This window comes from SAR324 cluster bacterium (assembly GCA_029245725.1).
Taxonomy (GTDB): domain Bacteria; phylum SAR324; class SAR324; order SAR324; family NAC60-12; genus JCVI-SCAAA005.
Genome location: JAQWOT010000396.1, coordinates 1 through 24,724, shown reverse-complemented (window position 1 = coordinate 24,724; position 24,724 = coordinate 1). Strand labels below are relative to the sequence as shown.

Genomic DNA, 24,724 nt, shown 5'->3' with positions numbered 1-24,724 from the left:
CACAACGCCAACAAACTGATTAAAGCAGGCCAGTGACTTGGTTGATTAGCAACCAAGAGAAATGGTATAGCTGAACTCAAAATTAATGTGAAATGAATCTCTCTCCGAACAAAATTCTCTCCAAATCTCACAGCAAGGGTTCGCTTCACAACCTTCGCATCAGTCGGAGCATCCCGAAGATTATTGACCGCAATTAACGCCGTGGCGGTCAATCCAGGAATGAAGCCGGCAAGAATTGTCAATTCGCTCCACTGAAGTGCTTGAACATAATAGGTTCCTGATACTGCGATTGGACCAAAAAAAAGCATGACAAAGATATCCCCTAACCCATGATACGCCAGAGGGAAGGGTCCACCCGTATAAAGAATGCCCGAAGTAATTGAGAGCAGTCCAATCAGTAAAATTGCCCAGCCACCTCTGAGAACCAGAAAAAAGCCACACAGCACAGCCATTGCAAAAACAATCACAAACAACTGCTTCACTGCATCAGGTTCCAGCAGTCCTGATTGTGTTACTCGCTTGGGTCCGAGACGTTCAGAAGTATCCGCACCTTTGAAAAAGTCATAGTAGTCATTCGAAAAATTGGTTCCAATTTGAATAAGGACTGCGGCAAACAAACATAAGAGGCACGAAAGCAGATGAAACAATCCATCTGAAATGGCCATCGAAGTACCGATCAGGACCGGGGCAACCGCTGCTCCAAGAGTTTTTGGTCTTATTGCGATTAGCCAAGCTGACCTTTGGATCCATAGATTACTGAGGTGAATCACATTCAATCATCATTACAGTCTAAAATGTCCAACCAATACTGGCTGAGTACAATGGCCAAATTGCAAGCCGGTTTAGTTTATCCCGAGTTTGTTCTTGTTGTGCTTGAAAGTATTTATTCTCAGCTTCGGTGACAAACCAATCATAATTGGAATCAATCGTCATTTTTGGACGCTCACTCCAAAGCAGCCCGTAACCCACACCCCCGCTAAATCCAAGATCTGAGTGCCAATGCCAACCTAAGCCCAGATTAAAAGCCCACTCCGGCCATACAACCTTGACACCTCCAAATCGGCCGTAAGCAACTAGGGTGTCTCCTTGATAGCGATCACGCCTGAAGACAGTATCTTCATGCTGCTTTCGATGAGCAATGCCACTCTGAAGAAAGAATGACTTTTCCCTTGTAGGGTTCCAACGATTAAAAACGAGAACAACCTGACTCTGCTGACCAATACTATGATCATAGATTTCTTCTCTGGTAAGATTTGTTGAGTGGTTGGTGAATTGTAAACCCAACAAAAGATCTTCCTTGACGAATGATCCTGCCCAAAAGCCATCACCAATCGAAGTAGTAGTAATTTGAACGGGATAATGCTGGCTGTAAGATTCTTCAGCAAGAGCAATTTTGCTGATTATGATTAGTAAAAAACAGGGAAAAAAGAGGAATGAAAAGGGGTGTTTCACAGAGTTTTGGTCACTGAGGACTGTTCATTAGCTATTTAATACAACTCCTGTGACATATACAAATCCCAGTCCATGTAATAGACCCATTGTATCCCAAAATCAATTACCTGGTTAAGGATATCTGGATGGTTTGGATCTGATCCTTCCTGAGTGAATTCTGGAAAAAGATTCTGCACATCCATCAGAACTTTTGGGTAAATGTATTGATGTGATGGATCATTACAATACAGATTTCTTTGGTGAAACCCAATGCAAGTTCCAAGTAGAACAAGCTTTTCCCAATTATTGAGAGGGGATTCTTCCTTGATTTTATGAGATATCCATTTTTCAATTTGAAGCTCCCAGCAATCCTGTAATTTTTTCCAATTTTTGTCGCGCTTTATAATTGAGAGTGGATGTTCTAAATTCTGGAAGGTTTTGTCGTCATGAGGATCAAACTGCGGTGGCTGCATACTTGAGACGCTTGGACGAAGGACAATTCGCGTAATAGGATCGTGCTGATACAGATTCCCAATGAATTTGTGAACCTGGCTCCTGAACTAGCGCTGTAAGCCGATTACCATAGCAGCAAGCTGTGTCAATACCGATAGTTTGTCCTCTGTGCATGACATGCGATGTGGGTTGATGGCCATAAACAACCCAGCCAAATCTGCCATCATAAAGATCTTGCCAAGGAACCAAGCCTCTTGTCTCATTCTGATTGGGGACTGAACCATCCTTATGCAATTTCCGAATATACATCAAAGATTTGATTTCAGCTCTGCGTTTAGATGTAAAGCTCTTTGAATCCAAAAGATGCTTGGGCTTACAGTGAATTTTTGATGACAGCCCTCCATGTAAAACAGTTAGATTCCCTGTTTGAAAAGAAAGTGGTGTCTCTAAAAGGAGCCTCCAATCACGACTTTTCAATTTACTAATGGTGCTTTGACCATCGGGCCCCAACCATCCCTGACACAATCTGCGGGGTGGTTTTTCCCCGTTTCGGATTCTTTTGGAAAATTGATGGTAAAATTGCAGATATTTTTCATCATGATTCCCCCTCACATAAATCACTTCGCCGCCGTCATCTTTGAGATCATTGACGAATGAAAGTGTTTCGGCACCTGAAGGGCCTTTATTCAGGAGATCACCAACAAAAACTAACCTGTCCTGTTGAACTTGGTATCGCAATTTCCATAGAAGGTTTTCTAATTCGATAAGGCAACCGTGAACGTCGCCAATGACAAGCAAGCGTGTCATAAAGCAATTGAAGTGAAAGAGTTATCAATTCCATTTGAATCTCTAATTTATCTTCAAAATGCATGCACATTCTTACAAACTACTATTTTTATTTATTTAATTAAAACTATCGATTTGTTAAAGAGGGGCGAGGACGTTTGGTTAACTTAACTTTGGTTCGGTAGGTCTTACTATCTCGCACGAATGTAATGTTCAGGATTTCCCCTGGTTGGCGAACATCAATAATTCGCGCCAGATCTTCAACATTACTAAGGGATTCTCCATCCAGTTTGGTCAGGATATCTCCTCCCCAGGGAATTCGATAACGACCAACAATGATTTCTCTGTCAGCCCCCTGCAAACCAGCATTTCCAGCAGCTGTTCCCGCAACAACTCGAGCTACCAATAAACCTTCTGGGACGTTTAACCCGGCTCTTCGCAAATAACGAGTAGGTATTGGCTCAACACCTAACCACGGTCGTTGAACGTACCCATGCTCAATCAAATCGGGGATGATTCTGCGGGCAGTGTTACTAGGTATAGCAAAACCAATCCCCACGCTTCCTGCTGAGCCAATGATTGCTGAGTTGATTCCTACAACAAGCCCCTCACTATTCAGCAAAGGCCCACCCGAATTTCCTGGGTTGATTGCTGCATCAGTCTGTAAAACACCCTCAATCTTTCTTCCATTCTGAGCCTCAATCGTTCTGCCCAAAGCGCTAATAATTCCTGTTGTGAGAGTGTGTTGTAGGCCAAAAGGATTGCCTAAAGCCAAGACTTTCTGGCCAACGAAGACTTCGTTGGAATTGGTCATTGATAAAGTCTTAATCCTTTCATCGGGGATTTCGACTTTAATCACAGCTAAGTCGTTATTGGGATCCACTCCAACTATATCGGCTTCCCATCGACTCTCATCGAGCATGGTGACAATTAATTCTTGGGCTCCTTCAATTACATGATAATTGGTGACAATATGACCTTCTCGGTCGATAAAGAAGCCCGTCCCAGAACCTGCTTCTGACGGCATCGGGCGATAGAAAAAATCATAATTTACTGCAATAGAACTGATGTTGACAACAGCAGGGCTGGTATCCTCATAGATCCGAATGTTTTCTCGTTCATCCAGAGAAATTTTTGGACGTGCTAAGGATAAATCAAAACTTAGCAGTAGACTGATGAAGAAAAGGCATAATTTCTGAAACATAATTTCATCTATTTGACTTTGTTATTTTTATTGGACTAGCCATCTAATTATTCTTGTCCAATTTTGGCCAATAAAGATCTTCTTGCAGTAGCCAACTTGTCACTCTTAACCAAGAACTTCCCAAAGATTTCAATCTATTTTCCAGTTTAAGATCAATTAGATCATCCACGTGGAATTTATTATCATTCTCTGAAAAGACACTTCCTTCTTTACTCATTACCGCCCAGTAGCTTCCGGGTCTATTCGTGTAGGCAATCGGAAGATCTTGTTTAGCAATCAAAGATTTTCCAACCCATGGACTGGTCCAGGACAAACCCAGTAAATCCATTATTGTAGGAGCTAAGTCTATCTGACTTGCAAACTCATTAATTTCAGCATTTTGCTTAATTGGCCCTCCCAGAATTAACAAAGGAATCCTGGAACGAAGCGAAACAAATTCACCAAAGTCTTTGGGCTCTGATTGGGGTGGCTGAAAGCTAGAGGTGTCTGAAGTGATGATGATCAGCGTATTTTCAAACCAAGGCTCTTTTTCAGCCAGTGACAGAAACTCTCCCAATTTTGAGTCCATGTAATGGATAGAGTTATAATAATTATGGAGATCTTGAGTCCCCAGTCCTAATTCGTATTCAGTTGGAACTTCAAATGGATGATGATTTGTAATCGTTAAGGCTGAAGCAAAAAAAGGTTTTTTCAGTGATGGCAGTGTAGTCAGAAGTTTTTGGAAGAGAGCTCCATCAGAATACCCCCAACCTAACTCTTCTGTGCCGCTCGGAAAATCAAATTTATCGATGATTTTTTCAAAGCCATTTTCTTGAAAAAAAGTTGCTTGTCCATCAAAACTAGCATCACCAGCGTGAATCCAAATTGTTGAATAACCATTTTCCTGAAGTACCGCTGGCAAGCAGCGAAATTGGTTTTTCGCATAGCGTTTCAAAACTGCAGCACCATAGTTTGGTATCACTGAGCAGTATGTTGAGATTTCACCGTGGCGAGTTTGAAAGCCATTTGCGTAAAAATTCTTGAAAAGAATTCCCTTCTTTGACCACTCATCAAATCTTGGAGTTAAATCTATTTTACTGCCATAGACCCCAATTTCGGCTGCTCGGAAGGATTCCATCAACAGCAAGATGACGTTGCGTTTTTTGAACAGATCCGAGCAAAGCAATGTGGCTAGTTTGGTTGCATTAATTGAACAACCCTTAGCATCATGCACTCGAACAAGAGGATATTCACTATAAATTGGATCTGTTGTCATCTTTCCTAGTAAATCGGTTTGAATCAACTCCAACGCTTCAGTAGGTTTCTTAAGAGCAACTTTTTTCTCACGCTCTTGAGTCCAAAAAAAATAATTTAATGCCGCTGTGGTAAGTGGATCATCAATATTTTTTCCAACATAAGAATTACTGTAACTGCCTGCGCTCCCACCAATCACAAACAAAGTAATCAGACTTAAAATCCGAATGAGTAACTTTCGCTTACATGACTGTGCGTCTGTGTGGAAATGAAAGGCTATAAAGACAAAACCTGTAATAGGAAAAAGGACAATCAGTATGAAACTGGGGTGAAGCAGCGCAGCAATAACAGTTGATGAGAAATGTTGGGGTGCCTGAAGATATTCAAGAGTATGAAAAGGAAGATGTGAGCCGAATTGAAGTAAGTATTGATAATTAACGAAGGAAAAGACTGCTAACCCAAAAAAGAGCAAAATACTGATAATTTTGAACAAACGATTCGTTAAAGGTAATAGCCCGACTACAAGAGCTATCAATGCCGCATTCATCAGGTCATAGCCGAGACCTAACGAAAAAGTCTTTAGTATTCTGGGATGGAACTCAGTTTGTTCGAAAAGAATTGAGGTGCGAATTAATGATGGAAGGCAGAATGAAGCAGTAAAGAAGGTCCAAAGTGGGGAGGGATACTTTGGAAATTTTATTTTATGACATTTAAATTGATTGAGTATGCTCAATCGGTTGTACCAATAGATAATTTTAACTTTTGAATCTGGTCCCGCAATTTTGCAGCAAACTCAAATTCAAGATTACTCGCAGCTGTTCGCATATCCGCTTCCAGTTCATTAATCTTATCCTCAATTTTACTATGATTTTGATAAACTGGTGCGACTTCTTCAACGACTTCTGCTTCCGCCATTTCGGTTCGTAAAGAGGGCGCTACAAAACGTTTCACTGTTCTCGGAATAATATCGTTTTTCTCATTAAAAGCTATTTGTCTAGTTCTCCGCGCTTCCGTGATGTCAATTGTCTCTTGCATCGATCTTGTAATTCGGTCCGCGTACATCAGTACTTGCCCATGGACATTTCTCGCTGCTCGACCACAAGTCTGAATCAGTGAACGTGTAGACCGAAGAAACCCCTCTTTGTCAGCATCGAAAATTCCAACAAGAGAAACCTCCGGCAGATCAAGTCCTTCGCGAAGTAAGTTGATTCCCACTAAAACATCGTATTTCCCCATTCTAAGATCATGCAGAATTTGGGTCCGTTCCACGGCATCAACACCTGAGTGCATATAGACTACCCTCACACCAAGATCTTTATAATAATCTGTTAGATCTTCCGCCATTCGCTTTGTCAGGGTTGTAATCAAAACTCTTTCTTCTTTCTCAACACGAATACGAATTTCTTCCAACATGTCATCGACTTGGCCAATGACAGGCCTTATTTCAATCGGTGGGTCTACCAGTCCAGTTGGACGAATAACTAGTTCAGCCACTTGCGGTCCAGCTTTCTGCAATTCATAATCACCTGGAGTAGCCGAAACGTAGATGAAGGGTAGGTCTATTTTTTCGAATTCCTCGAAAGTAAGAGGACGATTGTCAATTGCGGATGGCAGTCGAAATCCATGCTCAACCAATGTGGTTTTGCGACTTCTATCACCCATGTACATCCCTCTAACTTGAGGAAGGCTGACATGGCTCTCATCTACAAAGATAATTGCGTTTTCTGGAAGATAATCGAGCAATGTAGTCGGGGCAGATCCAGGAGGCCTGCGCTGTATGATGCGGCTATAGTTTTCTATTCCTTGACAAAATCCTGTTTCCTCAATCATTTCAATATCATGTTCCGTTCTTTGCTTCAGGCGATGATATTCAACCAATTTTCCCTGGGAATGTAGCTCTTCCAATCGTTCTTGAAGCTCTTCTCGGATCATATCGATTGTGGTTGGGATCGTATCTGAACCTGTAACGTAGTGCGAAGCCGGGTAGATTACAAAATGACGAAGACCCGCCATTCTCTTTCCCGTAAGTGGTTCAAATTTACTAATATTTTCAATTTCATCCCCCCAAAGTTCAACGCGCACGGCATATTCCGCTTCTGCCATATAAATCTCGATTACATCACCGCGAACCCGGAATGTTCCTCGATGAAAATCATAATCGTTACGTTCATAGCGAATTTCCACCAATCTTTCTAAGAGTTGCCCTCTCCTGTAACGATCACCTTGACGCAAATAGAGCAACATTTGTCCATACTCTTCAGGATCTCCCAATCCATAGATGCATGAGACACTGCTGACAATGACAACATCTTTTCTTTCAAGTATGGAGCGGGTAGCAGAAAGACGTAGTCGGTCTAATTCATCGTTGAGCGCAGTGTCCTTTTCAATAAACAAATCTCTTTGGGGGACATAGGCTTCAGGTTGATAGTAATCGTAGAAGCTCACGAAGTATTCGACAGCATTTTCTGGAAAAAATTGTTGAAATTCGTTGTAAAGCTGCGCTGCAAGAGTTTTATTGTGAGCTAGAACTAAGGCGGGCCGCTGTAACCTTGATATAATGCTGGCCATCGTAAAAGTCTTCCCAGACCCAGTGATTCCTAGTAAAATCTGATCTCTAACTTTTGAATCAAGATTATTGCTGAGGAATTCAATGGCTTTCGGCTGATCACCTGTGGGGTGGTAATCAGCCTGAATCTGGAAGACTTCCGACATGAGGGTGTGGGGAATGAGTCAATCGAGGATTAGTATTCATCCTCTGCAAGGACAATTAGCATATCTCCCTCTTCAAGATTGAAAACTTCATCCTTCTTAGGAATTATGTGAATACCGAATTTTGGTTCATATTCTTCGGATTTGATTTTCAAACCGAAAGATACCTCATTTCTTTTCTGTGCAGCAAGCATTATATCTGCAAAAGATAATTCTGCCGGTAAATTATCAAAATATAGCCATGCAGGTTTTAGATAAGTCTCGCTGCCGTCTTCACTAAAAAGGTCTTCATAAACAAAATTAACATCCGGGTCTTCAGAGATCTGAGCCATCATCTTGGAAACAAATTGATTGCTCACCAGAAAATCTTTAACCCCGGATTGCTGAATAATCTGGGCATTAGCTGAATCCATTACTTCGGTGATTAGTTGAGTATGAACTTCCTCACCTTTGTTTCTAACTTCTCTAAAAAAGTGACGGAACTTCAGTAGCATGGAAATTGTTTCAGAATCAATTTCCTCAGTAGTGCCATTCTCTCCAGCCATGATTATTACGTTGTCGTAACGGTGGGGATAGAGTCGACCTGGGAAGTTGGACATTGAAGGATTGACTTGCTGCAAAGTCATCCTAACCTTTGGGTGCTTAATGGAAAGTTGCTGAAAAATTCTCTCCATAGCATCCGATTTCCGCGGCACAATTATATCGATCACTGAGCCATCGTGTATGTAACCGCTGTATTCGTCAACCAATATTGGTAGCTTCCTGTTCCATCCGAAAATCAGATACTTTTCAATCTTTGGGAGAACTTTATTTTCAGAATAAGAGAGTTCTGTTGGCTCCACAACTGGTTGTTCAAAAAAGTGAATTGTTGAGTCATCCTCAGCAATTACGATAGCATCATCCCCCTCTTCCAAGACAGTTTCAGGCTTTGGATTAAGCATGATCAGATCAGATCGCCTGAGTCCGATAGGGACACTTCTCTGAAAGTGAAACTGCATTTCACCAAAAGTTTTCCCACAAATAAATTCAGGAATCGTGGAGAAATAAATTTCGTCACCAACGAAGCCAACCAACTGTGAATAGACTAGTGACAAGCCTGGAATTCGTGAAGTCTGTACGAGGATTTTTGCAAGGATGAGATCCTCATCAAGTACAACCACCTTTCCTGGTGCTATTCCCCGAGCCAGGTCTCGATTCCGCTCAAAAAACAATTTTGCAATGACTGGGGGCATCTTCTCCTCACCAGTCACCGAAGAAATTGCCATGATGGCTTTCAAAATCTGGTAATCCCCCTGCATTTTCACGGTGTTGGTTGCGACCTGAGGGGAGGGATTTGTCAAGATTACGGATCTACCTTTATCCACTCCTATTTTTCTCAAAGCCTGGGGCGATGAGGCCAAACCAGTTCTGCAAATTATGCGAGTGGTTTGTGTGTCTGGAAGGTGTTCGTGAAAATAGTCATCCATCTCTTCCTTTTCACGGTCAGCCATCACAACTACTACTGCATCTTTTTCAGATGCATTTGCTTCAATTAATTCTTTGATGATTTCCAGACAGCGAATATCAAACCCTAAAATGATTGTATGGTTTTTCTCAAGAACTTTGCTCTTACCCTTTCTAAGAATGGATAGTCGCATTTCAAATTGCTGAGTTATGAAAGCAACCATGCTAGAAAACAACACCAGTCCCATGAAAATGGTCGCTATCGCAACCAATTTCCCAGCAAGATTAGATTGCGCATCTAACTCTGCAAGAGACCCCGAGTCAATGATTTGGAAGAAAGCATGCCAAAGCAAAAATCCCATCTCTTCAATATTTTCATCTGGGAATAGCACAAAAGCTAGTAGTCGTAGAGATCCCATGACGACAAAGGCGATGAAAAATAAGAAGAGCAATGCTAGGAATACTGCAGTCCCACCTTTGGAAAAGAAGTTATCCAGCCGATAACGAAGACGTTCTTTAAATTTAAATTGTTGTTGTGACATTCTACTTTAATCCAGGTTCAGTACATGATTTTATGTAAAGTTTTCTTTTCTCTAACATCAAAAGTTTGATTTGAAACGCATATTCCATGCAAGAATGAAATTATATCTTCTAGATCACTAAATTAGTACTGATCATGATAAAAATTTGTGAAATTATTTGCATCTAATATTTGTCATGCATAATTTGATTACTCAAATAACTGTTTTAATTAAATTTTATATTTTCCATCAAAACTGAAGGCTTGCTTACTGGTTTAAAAAAGATACCCTTGGCCTACCTCAAAAGTTGGGGTGAATTCTTCATCACCGAGTAGAGGCCAACCATGCAACAACAAGGACGTGTCAAGTGGTTCAATGAACGTAAGGGTTATGGGTTCATTGCTCAAGAGTCAGGTGAAGATCTGTTTGTTCATTTTTCTCAGGTTCAAGGCAAGTACCTTAAAGAAGGGGACATTGTTGAATTTGAAATTGGCGAGGGCCGTAAGGGGCCATGTGCTGTGAATGTTCGGACGATCTGAAGAAGCAACATGGAGGGACAACAGAGCATCGTTGCTCCTCCTTTAATAAATTCAATTTCTGTCAAACACAGAACCTTTGCCGGGTTCAAAAAGCTTTTCATATGTTCTGCTAGCAAAGGAATCTGTCATTCCAGCAATATAGTCACCGACAATCCTTGCAGACTCTTTTTCCGATGAGGAGATAGTAAACTTTCTCTTAAACAGATCTGGAAGGATTGATGACCCCTCTTGCAGAAAAATTTCAAATAGTTTTCTGACAATATGATGTCCACGGTAAGTCGATAGTTGGACACTGTTTGATTGAATTACATGTCTAAATACGACATCTTTCAAGAGGGAAATAAATCTCGACGATTCTATCGGAAGCTTCGCATTGAGATCCAGCATAGGATTATCAAATTTCTTGTGCTTCACAATTTCCACAGAACTGACCAGTAAATGTACAATTCCTCCTATTGCTTGTTTCCTCAATGAACTGCTTGCATCGAAGCTTGAGAAAAGTTGATTCTCTAGGTGCCCAATATTTTGAGCTTCCCACCATTTAGAATCACAATTTTCTTCAACTTCCTGCCAGTGCTCTCTGGTTATTAATTTTAGAGCAATTGCGTCTTCAAGATCATGTACTCCATAGGCAATATCGTCTGCCAATTCCATCAACGACGTATCCAAAGAAAGGTATTTAGAAGAACCGTGTTCACTTTCATTGGGCGGAAGATATTCTCGGAAAATATTTCTATCTGACGAATTGAACGGCCTTAGCAACCAATCTAAAATTTCTTTTTCGGTCTCAAAAATACATTTTGGCGGTAGCCAAGTATATCTTGGTGTTGTGGAATTCTCTTTGGGCCAAGTGGATTTACAGACTTCCTCATAAAAAACCGGATACTTAATCACACCCAGTAATGATCTCCTTGTAAGATCAAGACCATACTCTGGGGTATGTGCTTCGAGTTTTGTCAACTGACGAAGAGTTTGCCCATTTGCCTCAAAACCACCGTGATTGTGTAGGATTGAATTGAGAGCAACCTCACCACCATGACCAAATGGAGGATGTCCCATATCATGTGAGAGGCAAATCGTTTCAAGCAAAGCAGAAGATGGTAACCATTCTTGGACGTCAGGTTGATTCCTTTCGATAACCAAAAGCAACCCTCTACTGATTTGAGCAACCTCCATAGAATGTGTTAGCCTTGTTCTGTGAAAATCACCTTCAGTAGTTCCAAGAATCTGGGTTTTAGACTGCAATCTACGAAAGGCGGCAGAGTGAATTACTCTGGCTCGGTCTCGCTCAAACGGGGTGCGTGGATCGTCTTTACGATTCAAAGACCTTCCAGAGCGCCTTTCTTCCCAAACTGAATTATTCATCAAGCCATCTCCAGCTTTTCTGCAATCTCAATTTTGCTGCGACCGTAGTTTCTTGAAAAGAATGCCTCAAATTGGCTTGGCCAGTTCAGCATAATCTTGGAATCTGTTTCAGCAATGACCAAACTCCCGGTCAACATAATTTTGGATAGGGCAAGCTTTGGAATGATTTTGCTTAACTCATCTGATTGATATGGTGGGTCCAAAAACACCATTATCTTTGCTGGTTCGATTGAAGAATCAAGCCACTGCAAAGCACTCATTCGATGAGCACATTTTTCAGAAAGAACACATTTTTCCAAATTTTTTATCAATATTTTAAAATTAGAATCGTTGTTTTCAGTAAAAACTATTGGCCTTGCGCCTCGACTAAATGCCTCCAAACCAAGTGAGCCACTTCCAGCATAGGCATCCCAAATCAAAAACTCATGCAGATCAACCCTGTGCTGAAGTGTATTAAAAACAGCTGCCCGGGTCCGACTAGAACTCGGACGCACCATTTGGCCTTCTGGTACAAGAATTTTTGTCCCTTTAAGATTTCCTGAACTAATTTTAATCATTAATTATGAAATAATTTTTTTGGTAACTTTGTCACCAAAAGTTATATCAGATCAAATTACTCATTATACAGAAATTTCTAATTATGAATTCAATTCATTTCTCTGATTGGTTAATTAATTCATTGCAAAAAGTTATCTTTAAAGATTCAGTCCAGCAGAAGCTTGCTGACAAAATAAAAACAGCGATAATTGAAAATTTAACCAAATCTAAAAAGTTTCCTAATGATAAAAAGGAGAATGAAATTGATTTTACAAAACAAGCATTTGAAATTGTATGGAATCAAGGCTTTCGAGAAATCTCTTTATTTGAGAATTTTCATTACAGAAGTATTCCGGCCAACAAAGGTAGTACAAACTGGTGTCAAAGATGTTTAGTGGAGGGTAAGATTGTGTTGGACACATGGACCTATTACCCTAGTAGGCAATCTTGGATTCAAAGTTGCCATTCTCTTTTAAAACAAATGAATGATACAGACAATTATGTTTGGATAATTGATATCAGTAAATTAAAAGTATCAGACCAATCAGAGATCATATTGCTGGCTCCTTGTCTGCATCCTGTTTCCAAGAATTTAATTTCTGGTTGGATAATTGGAGAAAACCAGTATTTCCCTGAGTCTTCCTCATGGTGGGGTAATCCCATTTACCAGTCTCTCGATCTTGAAAAGGCTTTCTATTCAATTGGTTTGCTAGAACCACCAGAAGGAAATTCCCGTTGGGCACGCCGTAAGAGACATTGGAAAAGGATAATTAATGCTTGGAAGAAAAAAAGACCTGAAACTGCTAATGTTCAGAGAGCGAATAATTGGGATAAACCAATTTTCAATTGGGAAGAACTCTCTCCAAAAGATCAATCAAATCTTCTTAGAGATTTGCTTTCTTGGCTTAAGCCAATTTAATTTTTAGTGAATTAAAATTTTAACTGATTTAAATCTTTTTAAAATTTTTAATTAGTTTAGATTACTAATAATTAGTACTAATTTATATTTTGAACCAATTATAAATTTTGAATAAATTGAGCTAACTTTCATATTAAAGGTCCATATTGTCATCTAATACTAATCGACTAATTAATCAGAAGAGCCCATACCTGCTTCAGCACGCTCATAATCCTGTAGATTGGTTTCCTTGGTCACAAGAAGCCTTTGACAAAGCGCAGACAGAACAAAAACTCATTCTAGTCAGTATTGGTTACGCAACCTGCCATTGGTGTCATGTGATGGAAAGGGAATCCTTTGAAGACATAGAAACAGCTGATTATTTGAATAGAAATTTTGTTGCGATAAAGGTTGACAGAGAAGAGCGACCAGATATTGATCAGGTTTTCATGGATGCTCTGCATGCACTTGGTGAACAAGGGGGTTGGCCCTTGAATATTTTTGCCACCCCTGATGGTAGGCCATTTACTGGTGGAACATATTTTCCTCCCAAGCCCATGTATGGGCGCCAAAGCTTTCGTCAAGTTTTGGAAATTCTCCAATTCTATTGGCAGGAGGGAAAAGATAAAATTAATGACACAGCAGAACAACTAACCTCCCACTTAAGAAGGGCGCCAGCACCTCAACCTTTGGATGAACCATTACCACAATGGGATTGTGTTGAAAAAACCGTACAAGCGTATAGGCAGGTTTTTGATCATGAGGATGGCGGATTTGCTCTCCAAAGGCCTAATAAATTTCCACCAAGCATGGGTCTGCAACTGCTGTTGAGGTATCACCTGAGAACTGGAAATCCTTCTGATCTATACATGGTTGAACTGACATTGGAAAGGATGCGAAATGGTGGAATTTATGACCAGGTGGGCGGTGGCCTCTGTCGTTACAGCACAGATTATCGCTGGCTTATACCTCACTTCGAAAAAATGCTTTACGACAACGCACTATTCGCTCAAATCGCTTTGGAATGCTACCAAGTGACCAGAAATCCATTTTACAGAGAAATAGCTGAAGATATTTTTCATTACATTAATCGAGACATGTTAGCTGAAGGTGGAGGCTTCTGTTCTGCAGAAGATGCCGACAGCGAGGGCCATGAGGGGCTGTTCTATTTGTGGTCCGCAGACGAATTCAAAGATACTGTCCAAAAGGACAATTATGATTCCCTTGCAAATTATTGGAATGTGACAATTGAGGGAAACTTTGAAGGAAAAAATATTCTCAATGTTTCCCAACCTTCAAACAAGTTCAGTGAACAACTGGGGCTGGATGTATATGAATGGCAATCGATCATCAAAGCTGCACGCAGCAAATTACTGGATGTCCGATCTCAAAGAATTCGCCCTTTAAAAGATGACAAAGTCTTAGTCTCTTGGAATGCTTTAATGATTAGTTCATTTGCTCAATCTGCAAGAATTTTGGACCATGATGGATATGGCATAACAGCAACCAAAGCCTTGGCTTTCATTGAAGAAAATCTCATTAATCATGAAGGGCGCCTGTTACGCCGCTACAGAGATGGGGACGCAAAATTTCCAGCTTATCTAAGTGATTACGCGCAACTCGGCTTAGCGTGTCTGGATATCTACGCTTGGAATTATGAGCCTCAATATATATTAAAGGCTCATCACTGGGCTCATGAAATCAATCGACTCTTCTTAAATCATGATGGGGCTTACTATGAAACGGGATTTGATGCAGAAAAAGTTCTAGTCAGGAAAGCCGATGGACACGATGGAGTCGAACCTTCAGGCAATACTTCAACAGCATTGCTTTTTCTAAAATTAGCTAGTTTCGGAATGGGCTCAGGGCTTCTAAGCGATGCAGAGAGAATCCTTCATAGTTTTTCACCACATCTACACCAAGCAGGCGTAAATTTTTCAGCTATGTTGAGCGCCCTGATATGGGCTCGAAAAGGTGGTATTGAGATAGTTGTTTCCGGTGATGAATCAAAATCAGAAACAAGGGAGGTTCTCCAATGGTTGAGACAGGCTTTTCTTCCCGAGGTTGTCGTGGCATTTATTCCTTCTGATGATTCAGATCCTGTTAGCCAACAAATTCCTATTGCAGCGGGTAGAGCATCTTCAGATGAGCGGTTATTGATTCATGTGTGTCAAGGGCAATTATGCCATGCTCCAGTTTATGATCTCCCCTCATTAAAAAATCTTATTACACAAATTTTGATTAATTGATAACCCACAAGATTTCGACTGGAAGTACAATTATTTGCAAACTATTATCATCAACTAAAACACTACCAGAAAACTCTCAAAGCAAAGGCGATCATGTCCGATATGTCAGAAATCCGAGTCCACGAACGCCGCAGAATTGTGTTTCCTGCTCGTCTACATGTTCACAATCACATCGAGAATGTAGTTGGTCTTGATCTTTCGGAAGGAGGTTGCCGGATAAGGTGCAAACGACCTGTCAATATTTTTTCAAAAGTTTTGCTCGAAATTTATATTCCATCCTCTTCGAAAAAAGGAGAATACACCGTTTGTGATCCAATTGGCAGTGTTGTTGTTCGCTGGGCAAAGCCCAGCAAACAGCACGGATACTTTATTCTTGGTCTACAATTCAGTTCAAGGCCAGGAGAAAACCATGGAATTAATCACCTTCTTGAGAACGATCAGAGCAATACTGTTGAAAAATTGGTCTGCCAAAACTCCTCACTTCTAGGACATTACGTTGAATGTTTTGTTTGTGGACAAGAGAAAGTTCAGCAATATTCGCTTAGAAGTAAGGCATTGCATATAAAGAACAATATTTTTGGCATTCCTACCTTTGGTGAACCTGTTGATGGAAAAGATCCAATTGACTATAATTTTCTTTATTTGACTATTTGCCCAAATTGCAATTTCACAGCTCCTGGGGATGAGTTCTTCAAATTTAGTCAAGAAGACGAACCATCATTTGATGTTTATAAGTTCTTTGAGAAGTGGAATTCAGAAAAATCTGAATTATCTGCCAAATACAATCAAAATAAAGAGGGTATTGATGGAGATTCAAGAAATATTGAACAGGCTAATCTAAGCTATGAACTTGCTGCTCTTGGATTCAAGATTTTGCGTGAGATCAACTCAGAGAATGGAGTTTTCGTAAGACTTGATGCAATGATCAAAGCAAGGCATGCCCAATTATGTATGTCAAATCTTGGGAAAAATGCTGAGTTTACTAGGGAAAAATCTGAAGATTTAATGCAGGAAGCCAAGCTAATTTTAGATGACAATTTCGAAACGCTTAACGAAATTCAAGGATTGATGGGGGCGCAGCTACTAGTAGCAATTTCAGTTTATTTTGGTGATATCGACACACTTGGAAAATACATGAAATTTATTGATAATTTTGATACATCCAACAAACCAGAAAAAGGAAGTCAAACTGCAAAGATTTTGACCCAAGTTAGAGCAAAGGTTAAAGAAATTTATCAAAATCGTGATATGTATCATAAAGAAAAACTTAATACTTTTTTACCAGAATAGTTGATTAACTGAATTTAATTTCAACTAATTTCTTTTTGTCAAAGTAAAAATCAAAATATCCATTTAATTTAATTGGGTGTTCAACTAATCTATCAACATTTGGAAGTTGAGCGGGGGCAACTTCTTCATTTTCCAAATCACCACCTTTAAATGCGATTAAAGTAGCTTCTTTATTGCGCAAATCTCTCGTCCATCTTTCGAGGTTCCCAATAGCTGATACTGCTCTCGCAGTTAGCCATTGAAATCTATTATTGTACATTGGATCAAGACCAACTTCCTCCCCACGTCCCACAATAAAATGTAAATTAACACAACCTAATCCATCTGTGGTTTCCTTGATGGCTGAAATCTTTTTTTTACGAGAATCCAACAAAAAAACTTGCCAATCAGGCCTCAAAATAGCTAGGGGAATCCCCGGTAATCCTCCGCCTGTACCAAAATCACAGAGATCAATATCTGTTGGAAAATCAATTAAAATGAGTGGGCTAATTGAGTGAAGAATATGATGTAACCAAACTACTTCGGTTTGCTTGCGTGAAATCAAATTAATTCTACTATTGATCTCAATCAAACGATCGACCCAAGTTTCTAAGCACTGCCACTGATCCTCAGTGATGAATAAATCATTTTGCTCAAGAATCTCTCGAACAAATGTTGCTTTAGGATTGATATGATTTATCAAAAGCTAATTATTCTTTAGTTGAGAATCAGCGTCACGAAGAGCTGTTCTGAGTCCCTCTTCCACTACAGGATGGTAAAACGGCATTTCAAGAATTTGTGGAATCGTCATGGCTTGCTGGTGTGACCACGCCAACAAATGGCCTAGGTGCTCGGCATCAGGTCCAAAAATTTCAGCACCAAGAAGTCTTTTTGTAAGAGGATCAGCGTAGACATGCATTAGTCCTTTGTTCTTTAACATAACTCTACTGCGGCCCTGACCTTCAAAGGACACTCTGCCTGTAATAAATGTCTTGGAATTGTGTAGATCCTCCCAAGTTTCCCCTAATACTGCTATTTGGGGTTCAGTAAAAACGACACTCAACATAGACCGACGAACTCCACGAGTCACGTGAGGGAAGGTTGCAGCATTTTCACCTGCAATTTTTCCTTCATCTGCTGCCTCATGCAGCAAGGTGAGATCGTTATTAATGTCTCCAGCAATGAAAATATGGCTTTTCCCACACTGCATTGTCAAACGGTCAAAAACAGGAACACCATTGGAATCCAATTGCAATGAAGTTCTAGATAAATCTAGATTTTCGATATTTGGTTTTCGTCCTGTAGCAGCCAATAAATATTCAAATCTTTCAATATTTTGCTCGCCATCGATAAGATACTGAACAACTACTTCATTATTATCTCGCCAGATCTTTTCAATAGTTGAGTCTGAATCCAGATAAAATTCACTTTGAAATGTTTTCTTTGCGTAAAAAACAATTTCAGGATCTGTAATGGGTCTTATTCTACCGGGACGTCCAAAAACTTTAACCTTCACTCCTAAGCGGTGAAGAGCTTGGCCCAATTCCAGTCCGATTACACCAGAACCAAAAACAGCGACTGATTTGGGAAGCTCAATCCATTCAAAAACATCATCATTTACAATCAGCCTGTCTCCCAAGCCAAAAAATTGCGGCATAATTTTTGGAGAAGAACCCGTCGCAATTACAAAGTTTTCAGCATGAATTAACTTTTCATCAACAGCCAAAGTATTATCGTCAACAAATTTAGCCATGCCCCAAATCTTGTGCTCAGCTTCAAACTCTCCGACTGATCCCAAAACAAAACCGACAAATCGATCACGTTCGTCACGAACACGCTGCATTACCTCTTTACCATTTATGATGGGTGGTTCACTGGTATATACACCAAACTTGGAGCTTTTCTGAATTGAGTGGGATGCTTCTGCAGCAGCAATTAAAAGCTTGCTGGGCATACAACCTACTCTCGCACAGGTAGTTCCATATTTATTCCCTTCAATCAATGCTATCTTGTTAGTATGTTTTCGGACTGCTCGATATGCAGTCATCCCTGCTGTACCTGTACCTATGATGGCTACATCTACATTCATGTTTATCATAAGGGAATCCAAAACCTCTTGGCGGCAAATCAAATTTTGACAGATACCTCTAAACAGATAGATTAATCGATCTGTCATTATCTATTCTTTAATTAGTCTATATCTATTGCCTTTGAAATGCCAGAAATTGAATTAGAAAGTTTAGTGTGGATTGTTTGGGGGGGAAGCTTGATAGGGTTACAAAGTTCTGTGAGCATTTCACTGAATCTGCAGAAAAATTCTCTTTTACCAATTATTGGAGGTATCTATTTTCTCTCAATTTTTTGTCTGAGCCTATTTCTTTTAAAGGAACCAGTGCTGTTTTATAGAATTCTTGCTCTTTCATTAGTTATTGGAATTTGGATTTCATTCATTTTACTTTATCTAATGATTCGGCGAAAGAATTGGTGCGGTATCTGCCTCAGAGTTCATTTTGCCAATGTTTTGCTACTTTTGACATCTATCGAAGCCTGGCCCAAACTTAACCTTTTTAGTTGATCTCCGGTCGAAAACAAAGCCAGTGATTCTTCACATGAATCAAAAAGCCAATCGCTCCAAGTGCTCCCTAATTCAACATATTCATACGAATCTTGGTTCTCAATTAAAATCGAATGATCTCCATTAATTGAAACAATTCCAAATTTTGAAAGCGTTGATAGAGGCCTGAAGTGACTGCAACACTTGTGGAGGTTCAGGGTTTTTATCATAAAGCATCAATAGTTCAGAAAATTCTTGGGATGGGAAATTCTTAAGTTTTGACTGATTGCTTACTATTTCCTTCTCTAAAAAATTAATTTCGCATTCTAACAGTCACCACCAAATTTGATGTACCAACAGAAAAATCATTAATGAAAATAAAAAAAATAAAAGAGTGAGCTTCCGTTCAGGAAAATTAGTGAATCTTTTGTTAATTCTAACCACTTGTAATTCTAATTTAAAAATCAATAATTAGTATTTTCCCTTTACATTTAGAACAAATTCTTGACTGCAAAAAATTTTGATTTAATCGATATCTAGCAACCTCAAAGCACCTGTTGCTACAAGTCAATTTATATCTTGGCTTTGAAAAAAAAACATAATGACAGCGTTCGGCATCGCAGCCAATTTCTAATGCTTTCTGCTTCCAAATATCGTTGTGACCATGTTTTGGCCCAACTAAAGCGTGTGCTATTTCATGAAGAATTGTATTCTTTATTTCCTTTAAGTCTTCTTGTTCAGCATATGCTTTTGCTAAAGTAATTGCTTTCTTTGAAAATTTGCAGGAACCGGCTCTTCTTTTTGCTCTGTCAAAACTAAATCGCCATCCCTTTTCAAATAACTCATGCGCAATTAGCAGACGATCTGCCAACAGCTGGACATCACTCAATTCCATTACCTAAATTTTATTTGTAAGTTTGTAAATTATAATTCCAACGTATTCATGAGCTACGGTTTTCAATCTATTGAAATTTTCCCAGTCGAATTGATGCCACCAATCACTTGGTTCATGGGGGTACGTACGATTTGCTTTGAAAGGAATAACTTCTAGGTTGTATTTTCGAAGAACGGATACAAGGCGAAAAAGATGGTAATCGTGTGAAACAACCAAAACACGATTTTTATTTTTTTCAGCGAGAATTTCAGATATTGCAAATCCATTCTCATGTGTGTTTTTAGATTTTGTTTCTACCAAAATCGCCTCGTCAGGAATACCCATACCTCTCAAAATAAGCCTTATGCCTTTGATCTCTAGGGGTGGATCATATGGCTCCATGACTCCACCCGCCACAACAATCTCTGGAGCCCAATTTTCCAAATAGAGGAGACCTGCTGTATGAGCCCTGATTGCTGAAGAATGGGTTGGTGCCCCTGAAGGATGCACACCTGCTGAAGCAACAATAATAGCCTCAGCTTTTTTTTTCTCACTTACAGGCGTAATCCATTTTAAGGGTGCTGAGAAGACTTGATAAAACAAATCACTACTAAATATTAGCAACAATAGTGGCATCGTGAGTCCCCACCACCTTGGATCTAAGATTTTGTTATGCCTTCTTAAAATGATGTAGGGAATGAAGATAATAATGGAGAAAAAAAGTGGTCCAAAGATAACTTCTTCAAGTACGCTCCTGAGTTGCTGATTCATACCTTAATCACTGACTGGATGCTTCAGCATTACCATCATTAGGGGTAGCAACTGGCATTATCTCTCCAGAAGGCCCTCCCAGTGATTCGCTCAGGAATGACGCCGAAGCCGTCCTAAGCACTCTTATTTCCTCTTTTCTCCCTATAACTCTAGCGTCACGCTGTTGTTTTGCACATTCCCTTAATAGTTTCAGTTCAGCAGGATTTGTTGGTTCCAAAAATTCCTGGCATGCTGGTTGAGAATAATTACCCCCCATTTGCGCCTTGGCCTCTGTTACAAACAACCCAAACCGTGGGAAGATCAATCCAAACAGAATGACTAGGATTACTTTACGGATAAATAATGCACGGAACGGATTCTGCACAAATTTTGTGATTCTTTCTTGAAAAACAAATTCATTAATATCAGTAGCTTTTAACTTCCCTAGATGGATGCTTAATCTTTCAATTTTGATTGTCATTGTCGGCTTGATCTATTGGTTACTGAGATTACGTCGACGAGGCTTTTTTAAGAAGCCACCCAAAGAAAGTAAGGTCATCAACAAGATTTCTGGCCAAGAGGTTCAAGTTTTTCTTGACTACAATACTCCCATCGAGCACCTCACTTTTGATGGCGTTCGATTCGGTCAGCAATTTCGATACAAATCCTTGAAAGAAATTGGGATGCCCGAAAAATGTGATTTTAGAATCAAGCCAATCCACTATTCTTCTGATACCCTTTTCAATGAAGAACTTTCCATTGAGACCCATGATCACAATGTTTTCGGAATAATTTCTTTAGAAGAAGCTAAATTATTGAAGAAGGGACTTCTAATGGTTAAGATACCAGGTAATCTTTTGAAATCATCTGAAGTCATTTCCCACTTATTTGCTGATAATGCTTATTCAAAGTTTGCTAAAAAAATGGAACCCCTAATTAATCAAGCAATTCAGTCCAGTGAGCAAAATATTGGCGGCACTGCTGCTAAAGACCAATCCAATTCTCCTGATCAATGAGTATTTTTCTAAAGACCCTCAAGTGGTTTTTTTACAGTGGACTAGTATTGAGTCTGGTAGCAGGAATTGCTATTGGCTCATATCTTTGGCATCTCAGCCAAGGTCTTCCAGAGAATATAGATATTGAATTGGATAAAAGAAATGACGTCTTACCTACGGTTCTATTTGATCGTGATGGCCAGCAAATTGGGGAACTTTTTCTGCAGCGAAGAGTTGTAATTCCTTATGACTCGTTCCCTCCGTATTTGATCCAAGCATTGTTGGCGAGCGAAGACTCACGATATTTCTCCCATTTTGGTATTGATCCAATCCGGATGCTGAAGGCAGCAATCATTAATTTTGAAGCAGGGGAATTTGTCCAAGGAGCCAGTACCCTAACCCAGCAAACATCGCGTCTTTTTCTTCTGACCCAAGAAAAAAAGCTTGTCAGAAAAATTAGAGAAATTCTGCTTTCGCTAAAAATGGAAAGTCAGTTTGACAAACAGCAAATCATTACCTTGTATTTGAACAAAGTCTTTTTTGGAAATGCAGAAGGAGTGGAAGCTTCAACACAGGGTTACTTTGGCAAGCATACCGAAGAACTGACACTTTCCGAAAGCGCACTATTGGTTGGCCTTCTTCCAGCACCCTCTCGCTACAATCCCAATAAAAATCCAGAACTCGCAATACAACGTAGAAATCAAGTTTTATCAAGAATGGCTGAAGAGCGTTTCATCAGTCATGAAGAGATGATTGAAGCGCAAGCAGAACCATTAAGTCTTTCGAGAATAAGTGATTCTACCTCAGATGCAACAGCGCACTACGTTGAACATGTTCGCAGATATTTAATTGAAAAATATGGATATGATACTCTATATACAGGCGGTTTGAGGGTTTATTTGGCAATGGATCTCGACTACCAGTTATATGCCCAAGAGGCATTGAGACGTGGTCTCGAAGATCTAACCCACCGACAAGGCTATCAAGGCCCAATCAAATCAATCCTGCCTCAAGAATATGGTCAACTAGCCCAATCTGAAATAGCTGAACACATGGGCGACGTTCCACTTTCAATAGGGACAGTCGTCCGTGGTGTTGTTAGAAAGGTGGATACAAAAAGAGAAATTGCTCAAATTCAACTACGCGGAGAGCAATTTGGGTTGCTTGAATGGGAACATCTGAATGAATGGCAACGAACATGGCAATCTGAAACACAAAACTATGTATGGGTTCAATCTATGAGCGACATGCTCGCTGTTGGAGATGTGATTGAGGTGGAACTTCAAGATTATGCTAGTTCGGAGGGATTGTTTCGTTTAAAACTCCATCAAGTACCAAAAGTGAACGGTGGAATCATCGCTCTGAATCCTAGCAACGGCCACGTGTACGCGATGTCAGGTGGTTATGATTACACCGCGAGTGAATTTAATCGCAGTACCCAAGCCGTTAGGCAACCTGGCTCAGCTTTCAAACCAATTGTCTACGCTGCAGCCCTTGATTCCGGCTATACACTGAACAGTAGACTTGTTGACTCTCCAAGGGCATACAAAACTGATAACCGAATTTTTGGAGAGAGAGAGATTTGGAAACCCAGGAATTATGGTAATAAACTAGAGGGGAGTGTCACCCTCAGAAGTGCGTTAGTCAAAAGTTTAAATTTACCCACAATTGGTCTGGTAGAAGACTTGGGCCCGCAGCGTCTGATTGACTACTCTAGGAAATTGGGAATCTCAGCAAGTATGGACAAGAACCTCACCATTGGTCTTGGATCTTTTTCTGTAACTTTAGAGGAGATGGTCAAAACCTATGGTGTTTTCGCTAATCAGGGTCAAAGAGTAGATCCAATATTTGTAACCAAAATCAAGGATATCCACGGCAACATTTTAGAAGAAAATGTTAATCCCACTGAAAAAATAATATCAGAGGAAACCGCATTCTTGACAACTGATGCCATGAGAGATGTCGTTGATCATGGAACTGGAGTTCGAGCAAAAGCTATTGGCAGACCTTCAGCAGGCAAAACTGGAACCACGAACGATAGTAAAGATGCTTGGTACATTGGATTCATCCCTCAATTGTTGGCAGGGGTGTATGTAGGATATGACAACCCTAAATCAATGGGAGGTACTGAGACCGGTTCTCGAGCGGCCGCGCCGATCTGGGTTGACTTTATGAAGAATGCAGTCGCAAATCTTGCTACAGAACAATTTTCTCAACCTCCTGGGGTAATAACTGTTAAAGTTCACGAATCAGGAAGACGGGCAGCGCCCTGTGACCCACCAGAGCAAACATTTTATGAGCACTATCGGGTTGGGACAGAACCTGCAACGGACAATTTAATTCATAATCTTTGTGATTCACAGCAACGTCTCGCTGCATCTGAGGCGGAAAACGAATTGGAGTTGTGAGCGGAAGGGCTTGTCAGGCAGGAGCTCTTGACCAATGCTGGTTGGCAATGAAGGATCCCAGTTCGAAAGGGATCCTCCTCAATGCAGATTACTTATTTACTGCATCTTTGAGCTTGCTACCAACTTTGAATTTCACTGTCTTGGAAGCAGGAATTTGAATAGCCGCTCCAGTCTGGGGATTTTTTCCAGTTCTTGCTGCGCGTGATGCAACAGAGAAAGTCCCAAAGCCCACCAGTGGAATTGACTCACCTGAACTCAAAGTATCCTGAATTGTTGAAAGAGTAGCATTCAAAAATTGCTCAGCATCTGATTTAGAACGTCCAGCTTTTTCTGCAATCTTATCGATCAAATCCGATTTAGTCATCTTGATATCCTATCGTGGCGTTGAGGAGTCAAACAGTCCCTATGACTGCTATCTGAACAAGGATTTATGTGATTGCAAATCAGATGCCCCCTAGGATGATTGTCCTTATTTATCTTAGCATTTTTGAAAAAGTAAAATCCAA

21 protein-coding genes are annotated in these 24,724 nt (G+C 40.1%); 6 read left to right on the top strand and 15 right to left on the bottom strand.

From position 1 onward, the window contains the following. The 7 genes from P8O70_21765 to P8O70_21735 all read right to left on the bottom strand — a co-directional run. A partial coding sequence (locus P8O70_21765) for a 1,4-dihydroxy-2-naphthoate polyprenyltransferase (protein ID MDG2199470.1) occupies positions 1 to 770 on the bottom strand: 770 nt, incomplete at its 3' end. 19 nt (positions 771 to 789) lie between these two features. Then, complete coding sequence (locus P8O70_21760; protein ID MDG2199469.1) at positions 790 to 1,287, bottom strand: hypothetical protein; 498 nt, start codon at positions 1,285 to 1,287, stop codon at positions 790 to 792. Positions 1,288 to 1,884: 597 nt separating this feature from the next. After that, positions 1,885 to 2,691, bottom strand: coding sequence for a metallophosphoesterase (locus P8O70_21755; protein MDG2199468.1), 807 nt, complete (start codon positions 2,689 to 2,691; stop codon positions 1,885 to 1,887). 106 nt (positions 2,692 to 2,797) lie between these two features. Continuing rightward, on the bottom strand, positions 2,798 to 3,874 hold the full coding sequence (locus P8O70_21750) for a trypsin-like peptidase domain-containing protein (GenBank protein MDG2199467.1): 1,077 nt from the start codon (positions 3,872 to 3,874) through the stop codon (positions 2,798 to 2,800). A 43-nt stretch (positions 3,875 to 3,917) separates the two neighbouring features. Further along, the gene (locus tag P8O70_21745) at positions 3,918 to 5,654 is read right to left on the bottom strand and encodes an LTA synthase family protein (protein MDG2199466.1); all 1,737 of its coding nucleotides are present in this window, start codon (positions 5,652 to 5,654) and stop codon (positions 3,918 to 3,920) included. Positions 5,655 to 5,836: 182 nt separating this feature from the next. Continuing rightward, on the bottom strand, positions 5,837 to 7,819 hold the full coding sequence (gene uvrB, locus P8O70_21740) for an excinuclease ABC subunit UvrB (GenBank protein MDG2199465.1): 1,983 nt from the start codon (positions 7,817 to 7,819) through the stop codon (positions 5,837 to 5,839). 29 nt (positions 7,820 to 7,848) lie between these two features. Beyond that, a complete protein-coding gene (locus P8O70_21735) occupies positions 7,849 to 9,801 on the bottom strand; it encodes a hypothetical protein (GenBank protein MDG2199464.1) in 1,953 nt (650 codons plus the stop codon). A 323-nt stretch (positions 9,802 to 10,124) separates the two neighbouring features. On the opposite strand from P8O70_21735, the gene P8O70_21730 reads away from it, so the two are divergent. Next, positions 10,125 to 10,319, top strand: coding sequence for a cold shock domain-containing protein (locus P8O70_21730; protein ID MDG2199463.1), 195 nt, complete (start codon positions 10,125 to 10,127; stop codon positions 10,317 to 10,319). 51 nt (positions 10,320 to 10,370) lie between these two features. On the opposite strand, the gene P8O70_21725 is transcribed toward P8O70_21730, so the two are convergent. Next, entirely contained in the window at positions 10,371 to 11,684 is a 1,314-nt protein-coding gene (locus P8O70_21725; protein MDG2199462.1) for an anti-phage deoxyguanosine triphosphatase, read from the bottom strand. Next, entirely contained in the window at positions 11,684 to 12,241 is a 558-nt protein-coding gene (locus P8O70_21720) for an RsmD family RNA methyltransferase (GenBank protein MDG2199461.1), read from the bottom strand. Before P8O70_21720 ends, P8O70_21725 begins: the two co-directional genes overlap by 1 nt. Before the next feature lie 83 nt (positions 12,242 to 12,324). Here P8O70_21720 and P8O70_21715 point away from each other — a divergent pair, with 83 nt between their 5' ends. The 3 genes from P8O70_21715 (at position 12,325) to P8O70_21705 (ending at position 16,658) form a co-directional block, all read left to right on the top strand. Further along, the gene (locus tag P8O70_21715) at positions 12,325 to 13,140 is read left to right on the top strand and encodes a hypothetical protein (GenBank protein MDG2199460.1); all 816 of its coding nucleotides are present in this window, start codon (positions 12,325 to 12,327) and stop codon (positions 13,138 to 13,140) included. 146 nt (positions 13,141 to 13,286) lie between these two features. Then, positions 13,287 to 15,368, top strand: a complete 2,082-nt coding sequence (locus tag P8O70_21710; protein ID MDG2199459.1) for a thioredoxin domain-containing protein — start codon at positions 13,287 to 13,289, stop codon at positions 15,366 to 15,368. Between the two features lie 93 nt (positions 15,369 to 15,461). Then, positions 15,462 to 16,658 carry a PilZ domain-containing protein gene (locus tag P8O70_21705; GenBank protein MDG2199458.1) on the top strand — a complete coding sequence of 399 codons (1,197 nt, stop codon included), beginning with the start codon at positions 15,462 to 15,464 and terminating at the stop codon, positions 16,656 to 16,658. Between the two features lie 4 nt (positions 16,659 to 16,662). Here P8O70_21705 and rsmG read toward each other — a convergent pair whose 3' ends face one another. The 5 genes from rsmG to P8O70_21680 all read right to left on the bottom strand — a co-directional run bounded on the left by rsmG (position 16,663) and on the right by P8O70_21680 (position 21,296). Next, a complete protein-coding gene (gene rsmG, locus P8O70_21700) occupies positions 16,663 to 17,340 on the bottom strand; it encodes a 16S rRNA (guanine(527)-N(7))-methyltransferase RsmG (protein ID MDG2199457.1) in 678 nt (225 codons plus the stop codon). A 3-nt stretch (positions 17,341 to 17,343) separates the two neighbouring features. Continuing rightward, positions 17,344 to 18,735, bottom strand: a complete 1,392-nt coding sequence (locus tag P8O70_21695; protein MDG2199456.1) for a dihydrolipoyl dehydrogenase — start codon at positions 18,733 to 18,735, stop codon at positions 17,344 to 17,346. A gap of 913 nt (positions 18,736 to 19,648) precedes the next feature. Beyond that, on the bottom strand, positions 19,649 to 20,080 hold the full coding sequence (locus tag P8O70_21690) for a SprT-like domain-containing protein (protein ID MDG2199455.1): 432 nt from the start codon (positions 20,078 to 20,080) through the stop codon (positions 19,649 to 19,651). A 9-nt stretch (positions 20,081 to 20,089) separates the two neighbouring features. Beyond that, positions 20,090 to 20,836, bottom strand: coding sequence for a YdcF family protein (locus tag P8O70_21685; GenBank protein ID MDG2199454.1), 747 nt, complete (start codon positions 20,834 to 20,836; stop codon positions 20,090 to 20,092). A gap of 7 nt (positions 20,837 to 20,843) precedes the next feature. Beyond that, a complete protein-coding gene (locus tag P8O70_21680; protein ID MDG2199453.1) occupies positions 20,844 to 21,296 on the bottom strand; it encodes a hypothetical protein in 453 nt (150 codons plus the stop codon). 202 nt (positions 21,297 to 21,498) lie between these two features. Here P8O70_21680 and P8O70_21675 point away from each other — a divergent pair, with 202 nt between their 5' ends. Together P8O70_21675 and P8O70_21670 are read left to right on the top strand one after the other, a co-directional pair. Further along, positions 21,499 to 21,831, top strand: a complete 333-nt coding sequence (locus P8O70_21675; GenBank protein ID MDG2199452.1) for a hypothetical protein — start codon at positions 21,499 to 21,501, stop codon at positions 21,829 to 21,831. Continuing rightward, positions 21,828 to 24,218 (top strand): PBP1A family penicillin-binding protein, encoded by a 2,391-nt coding sequence (locus P8O70_21670; protein ID MDG2199451.1) that lies wholly within the window; start codon positions 21,828 to 21,830, stop codon positions 24,216 to 24,218. Before P8O70_21675 ends, P8O70_21670 begins: the two co-directional genes overlap by 4 nt. Positions 24,219 to 24,306: 88 nt before the next feature. On the opposite strand, the gene P8O70_21665 is transcribed toward P8O70_21670, so the two are convergent. Beyond that, positions 24,307 to 24,582, bottom strand: a complete 276-nt coding sequence (locus P8O70_21665) for an HU family DNA-binding protein (protein MDG2199450.1) — start codon at positions 24,580 to 24,582, stop codon at positions 24,307 to 24,309. Positions 24,583 to 24,724: the final 142 nt, after the last annotated feature.

Excerpts from the sequence above, each read along its gene's own strand:
- P8O70_21755 (MDG2199468.1), bottom strand. The coding sequence starts at position 2,691 with ATGACACGCTTGCTTGTCATTGGCGACGTTCACGGTTGCCTTATCGAA.
- P8O70_21750 (MDG2199467.1), bottom strand. The coding sequence starts at position 3,874 with ATGTTTCAGAAATTATGCCTTTTCTTCATCAGTCTACTGCTAAGTTTT.
- P8O70_21745 (MDG2199466.1), bottom strand. The coding sequence starts at position 5,654 with ATGAATGCGGCATTGATAGCTCTTGTAGTCGGGCTATTACCTTTAACG.
- uvrB (MDG2199465.1), bottom strand. The coding sequence starts at position 7,819 with ATGTCGGAAGTCTTCCAGATTCAGGCTGATTACCACCCCACAGGTGAT.
- P8O70_21735 (MDG2199464.1), bottom strand. The coding sequence starts at position 9,801 with ATGTCACAACAACAATTTAAATTTAAAGAACGTCTTCGTTATCGGCTG.
- P8O70_21730 (MDG2199463.1), top strand. The coding sequence starts at position 10,125 with ATGCAACAACAAGGACGTGTCAAGTGGTTCAATGAACGTAAGGGTTAT.
- P8O70_21725 (MDG2199462.1), bottom strand. The coding sequence starts at position 11,684 with ATGAATAATTCAGTTTGGGAAGAAAGGCGCTCTGGAAGGTCTTTGAAT.
- P8O70_21720 (MDG2199461.1), bottom strand. The coding sequence starts at position 12,241 with ATGATTAAAATTAGTTCAGGAAATCTTAAAGGGACAAAAATTCTTGTA.
- P8O70_21715 (MDG2199460.1), top strand. The coding sequence starts at position 12,325 with ATGAATTCAATTCATTTCTCTGATTGGTTAATTAATTCATTGCAAAAA.
- P8O70_21705 (MDG2199458.1), top strand. The coding sequence starts at position 15,462 with ATGTCCGATATGTCAGAAATCCGAGTCCACGAACGCCGCAGAATTGTG.
- P8O70_21695 (MDG2199456.1), bottom strand. The coding sequence starts at position 18,735 with ATGATAAACATGAATGTAGATGTAGCCATCATAGGTACAGGTACAGCA.
- P8O70_21685 (MDG2199454.1), bottom strand. The coding sequence starts at position 20,836 with ATGAATCAGCAACTCAGGAGCGTACTTGAAGAAGTTATCTTTGGACCA.
- P8O70_21680 (MDG2199453.1), bottom strand. The coding sequence starts at position 21,296 with ATGACAATCAAAATTGAAAGATTAAGCATCCATCTAGGGAAGTTAAAA.
- P8O70_21675 (MDG2199452.1), top strand. The coding sequence starts at position 21,499 with ATGCCCGAAAAATGTGATTTTAGAATCAAGCCAATCCACTATTCTTCT.
- P8O70_21670 (MDG2199451.1), top strand. The coding sequence starts at position 21,828 with ATGAGTATTTTTCTAAAGACCCTCAAGTGGTTTTTTTACAGTGGACTA.
- P8O70_21665 (MDG2199450.1), bottom strand. The coding sequence starts at position 24,582 with ATGACTAAATCGGATTTGATCGATAAGATTGCAGAAAAAGCTGGACGT.